Below are 4,353 nucleotides of genomic sequence, written 5' to 3'. Positions count from 1 at the left end.
GAGCCTCGGCGGCGGGCGCCTCCTCGGCCGGAGCGTCCTCGGCGGGCGCCTCGGGCTCGGCCACGGGAGCTTCCTCGGTGACCTGATCCGTCGCGGGCGCCTCGTCGGTCGCCTCCACGGCAGCCTCCGGTGCGTCGGCCTCGACGGCCGCCTCGGGCGCCTCAGCCGGTGACTCGGCTGCGGTCGGAGTCTCGGCCACGGGCTCGACGGGCGCGTCCTGCTGGACGGGCTCGGTCGAGCGAGAAGTGGGTTCGCTCACTGGGTCTCAACTCCTTCGATGGTGACCGGGTTGGCAGGTGGACCGTCTGGTGCACCTTCTGCCACGCCCGCGTCAGCGACTGCCTGGACAAAGTCCAGGCCGGATGTGATCGTGCCGAAGACCGTGTACCCGCCGGCGGAGTCGGAGGGGATGGTCGATTCCTCGTAGACGAGGAAGAACTGGGAGCCCATGGAGTTGGCGTCGTCGCCGCGCCGCGCCATCGCGACGGTGCCCGCCGGGTAGACGTCGTCGTCCGGGGCGTTCTCGACGGGGCCGAAGTAGTAGCCCGGGCTGCCGGAGCCGGTGAAGGTCGGGTCGCCGCACTGGAGCACGAAGATGCCCTGCGTGGTCAGGCGGTGGCAGCCGGTCCCGTCGAAGTACCCGCCCTGGGCGAGCGTGACGAAGCTGGCGACGGCCTGCGGTGCGGCGGCGCCGTCGAGCTCGAGCACGATGTCGGCGGTCGTGTCGCCGGAGCAGGCCTGCAGGGTGACGGTCCAGGTACGGTCCTCGGCGACCGCGGGGTCGGCGAGCTCGTAGGTGTCCCGAGCCTCCTCGACGGCAGCCGGGCAGGCGCCGGCCTCGGGTGCGGCGTTGTTGTTGATCAGCGCGGCGACCACGAAGGCGCCCACGAGGGCGAGCACGGTGAACAGCGCGACCAGGGTCCACAGGCGCTGCTTGTGCGCGCGCTTGGCCGCCTGCCGCTGCGCCCGCTTCTCGGCCTGCCTGGCCTGCTGCGTGCGCTGCCGCTGCTTGGTGGAAGCCACCGCGTTCCCTTCTCCGTGCTCTCTTGTGCTCGCCCCGACCCGGGCGCGGTCCTGCGGGGACCGGTTCACCTGATGGATCCGGGGCGAATCACCCCGTGCGGGGACAGTGTAGGCATCGGATGCCAGGTCATACTGTCTGAGCCGCGCCCGCGAGGGGTGAACAAGCGTCCACATGGGTCGGACCGACCGGTTAGCGTGGGTTTCGTGGAGCTTCGAATCGTGGTCGCGCCGGTCTTCGGGACCAACTGCTGCGTGGTGTCCGCCGGTACCGACTGCGTTGTGGTGGACGCCGGAGCGGGCGTCGCGGACGCCGTCGTGCGGCTGATCGACGACGCGGGCCTGACCCCGCGTGCCGTCCTGGCCACCCACGGACACGCCGACCACACGTGGGACGCCGGGGCGCTGTGCGCGCGGTACGGGATCCCGATGCGGCTGCACGAGGCCGACGCCTACCGGCTGGACGAGCCGTTCGCCACCCTCAGCCCCGCGCTGGAGTCCGCGCTCGGCCTGCACCGCGACGACTACCACGCGCCGGAGGTCGTCGAGCCGTTCGCGACCCCGGGCGGGTCGACGACGCTCACGTTCGGCGCGGTCACGCTCCAGGCCCTGCACGCGCCCGGCCACACGGAGGGCTCCACGCTCTACCGGCTCGACGACGAGGTGGTGCTGTCCGGCGACGTCCTGTTCGCAGGCTCCATCGGGCGCACCGACCTGCACGGCGGTTCGGACCAGGTGATGGGCGAGACCCTGCGCGACGTGGTGCGCGCGCTCGACCCGGGGCTCGCCGTCGTCCCGGGCCACGGCCCTGCCACCACCGTGGCACAGGAGCTGGGGACCAACCCGTTCCTCACCGCGGGCCGCGGGTGAGGGCCTACGTCGACGCGGGCGCGGGCATGGCCGAGGACGGCTGGTCCGCCGCCTGGACGTTCGACCTGGAGCACTGGGGCACCTGCGGCCAGGGACCAGACGACGACGCGGCGCTCGCCGACCTCGCCACCCGGTGCGGGCTCGACACCGGCGCGCTCCACGTCGTCGAACGTGTGGATCGCGCCGCGAGCGGGGACGAGACCGTGTTCGAGCGGGACACGGTGCCGGCGTCCGAGGCGGAGCGTGCGGCGACGCTCGCGGTCCTCGGCCGGGCAAGGTCGCGCACCCTCGCTCTGGTGCGGTCCGCGCCGCGCGGCGTGCTGGACTACCGCGACCCCGGCCGGCAGCTGCCCGCCTACGCCTCCTGGCACACGGTGGAGCAACTCGCGTTCCACATCGCGGACACCGAGTCGCGCTACTACCTCCCGCTGCTGGGGCTGCCCGCGCGGGAGCGGGCGGACGACGTGGTGACCGAGCTCGAAGAGTCCGGGGCGCACGTGCGACGCGCGGTCGAGGCGCTGGCGCCGGACCTGGCCACGACCTGGCCCGAGCACGGGAGCTGGACCAGCGTGAAGGTGCTGCGCCGTCTGGCGTGGCACGAGTGCGGCGAGCTCGACGTGCTCGCCCGCCTGGTCGACCAGGCTGTGGAAAACCCGGGCTGACACCTCGCCGCTCGTGGGAAGATCTGAGGCATGGCAAAGCCCACTCCTCTCTCCGGTTTCCCCGAATGGCTCCCTGACGGTCGCATCGTCGAGCAGCACGTCCTCGACACGCTGCGCCACACCTTCGAGCTGCACGGGTTCGCCGGGATCGAGACGCGGGCCGTGGAGCCACTGGACCAGCTGCTGCGCAAGGGCGAGACGTCCAAGGAGGTCTACCTGCTCTCGCGCCTCCAGCAAGAGAACAGCCAGATCCCCGACAAGCAGCTCGGCCTGCACTTCGACCTGACCGTCCCGTTCGCGCGCTACGTGCTCGAGAACGCCGGGCGTATCGCGTTCCCGTTCCGTCGCTACCAGATCCAGAAGGTGTGGCGCGGTGAGCGCCCGCAGGACGGCCGGTTCCGCGAGTTCGTCCAGGCCGACATCGACATCGTCGGCGCGGGCGAGCTGCCGTACCACTTCGAGGTCGAGGCGCCGCTGGTCATGGCCGAGGCGCTGGGCGCTCTGGGCGAGATCGGCCTGCCGCCCGTGCGCATCCTGGTGAACAACCGCCGGGTCGCCGAGGGCTTCTACCGCGGCGTCGGCCTCGAGGACGTCGAGGGTGTGCTCCGGCAGATCGACAAGCTCGACAAGATCGGTCCCGAGAAGGTGTCCGAGCTGCTCGTCACCGAGTGCGGCGCCACCGACGACCAGGCCAAGGCATGCCTGGCGCTCGCGTCCATCTCGGGGTCGGACGTCTCCGTGATCGACGAGGTGCGTGCGCTGGCCGAGTCCTACGGTGCGGTCACGGAGCTGCTGGAGACCGGTCTGGCGGAGCTCGGCGCGCTGATCGCCGCGGCGGCGCAGCGTGCGCCGGGCGTGGTCGTGGCGGACCTGAAGATCGCGCGCGGCCTCGACTACTACACGGGCTCGGTGTACGAGACGGTGCTGGTCGGCCACGAGCAGCTCGGTTCGGTCTGCTCCGGCGGCCGGTACGACACGCTCGCCTCCGACGGCAAGAACACCTACCCGGGTGTGGGCCTGTCGATCGGCGTCTCGCGGCTGGTCTCCCGGCTGCTGTCGGCCGACCTGGTGGAGGCGACGCGCTCGGTGCCCTCCGCAGTGCTGGTCGCGGTGGCGTCCGAGGACGAGCGCGCGACGTCCGACGCCGTGGCCGCGGCGCTGCGTGCGCGGGACATCCCGGTCGAGGTGGCGCCCAGCGCCGCGAAGTTCGGCAAGCAGATCAAGTACGCCGACCGGCGCGGCATCCCGTTCGTGTGGTTCCCCGGGTCCGCGGGGGAGGACGGCGCGGTGGGTGCCGACCAGGTCAAGGACATCCGCTCCGGCGACCAGGTCGACGCCGACGCCGCGTCGTGGGCGCCGTCGGACGAGGACCGCTGGCCCCGGGTCGTGCCGCGCGGGTGAACCTCACGGGTGAACTGGCACCTGTTGTCCGGTATGCCCGAAGCCGTGCGCTCGCGGTCGGCTAGCCTCGCGTCGAGTCGATGAGACTCCGTACGTAACGACGCCGCCCGGCCGAACCTCGGCCTGCCGGCGGGTCGAGGAGACAGTCGATGACGGGTTCAGGACGCTTCGGTGACGAGGTCGTCGGCGAGCGCTGGGAACAGTCGCTCGTCGGGGTGACCGGCGCGCCCCAGGAACCGGTGAGACGCCGTCGCGACCCGGACGCCGCGAAGGCGGCCTGGACGCGACGGGTCAGGCGCTCGCGTCGTGTCGCCGAGAGGATCATCGCTGCCGACGGGCCCGGCGCCGCCGACGAGCTCAGCGCCGCCGGCCGGCTCGGTGCCGCCGACGGGGTCGGTGC

5 protein-coding genes and 1 pseudogene are annotated in these 4,353 nt (G+C 72.4%); 4 read left to right on the top strand and 2 right to left on the bottom strand.

What is annotated here, in order from left to right; all coding sequences use genetic code 11:
* Positions 1 to 259: pseudogene (locus tag PROKR_RS34630) on the bottom strand (DUF349 domain-containing protein); the annotation flags it as partial.
* Complete coding sequence (locus PROKR_RS11140) at positions 256 to 1,023, bottom strand: peptidylprolyl isomerase (protein WP_036963096.1); 768 nt, start codon at positions 1,021 to 1,023, stop codon at positions 256 to 258. The gene PROKR_RS11140 and the pseudogene PROKR_RS34630, both read right to left, overlap by 4 nt.
* 204 nt (positions 1,024 to 1,227) lie before the next feature.
* On the opposite strand from PROKR_RS11140, the gene PROKR_RS11135 reads away from it, so the two are divergent.
* The 4 genes from PROKR_RS11135 to PROKR_RS11120 form a co-directional block, all read left to right on the top strand.
* Positions 1,228 to 1,890, top strand: a complete 663-nt coding sequence (locus PROKR_RS11135; RefSeq protein WP_036963248.1) for an MBL fold metallo-hydrolase — start codon at positions 1,228 to 1,230, stop codon at positions 1,888 to 1,890.
* A complete protein-coding gene (locus PROKR_RS11130; RefSeq protein ID WP_036963093.1) occupies positions 1,887 to 2,552 on the top strand; it encodes a DinB family protein in 666 nt (221 codons plus the stop codon). The genes PROKR_RS11135 and PROKR_RS11130 overlap by 4 nt, the downstream gene beginning before the upstream one ends.
* A 30-nt stretch (positions 2,553 to 2,582) precedes the next feature.
* Positions 2,583 to 3,953 carry a histidine--tRNA ligase gene (gene hisS / locus PROKR_RS11125; RefSeq protein WP_036963091.1) on the top strand — a complete coding sequence of 457 codons (1,371 nt, stop codon included), beginning with the start codon at positions 2,583 to 2,585 and terminating at the stop codon, positions 3,951 to 3,953.
* A 149-nt stretch (positions 3,954 to 4,102) separates the two neighbouring features.
* The coding region (locus tag PROKR_RS11120; protein ID WP_036963089.1) for a hypothetical protein at positions 4,103 to 4,353 on the top strand (251 nt) is incomplete at its 3' end.

The sequence above is a fragment of the Promicromonospora kroppenstedtii DSM 19349 genome (assembly GCF_000515355.1).
Classification (GTDB): Bacteria; Actinomycetota; Actinomycetes; order Actinomycetales; family Cellulomonadaceae; genus Promicromonospora; species Promicromonospora kroppenstedtii.
The sequence above is the reverse complement of the archived record's forward strand: the minus strand, read 5'-3'. Positions and strand labels throughout refer to the sequence as shown.

Excerpts from the sequence above, each read along its gene's own strand:
- hisS (WP_036963091.1), top strand. The coding sequence starts at position 2,583 with ATGGCAAAGCCCACTCCTCTCTCCGGTTTCCCCGAATGGCTCCCTGAC.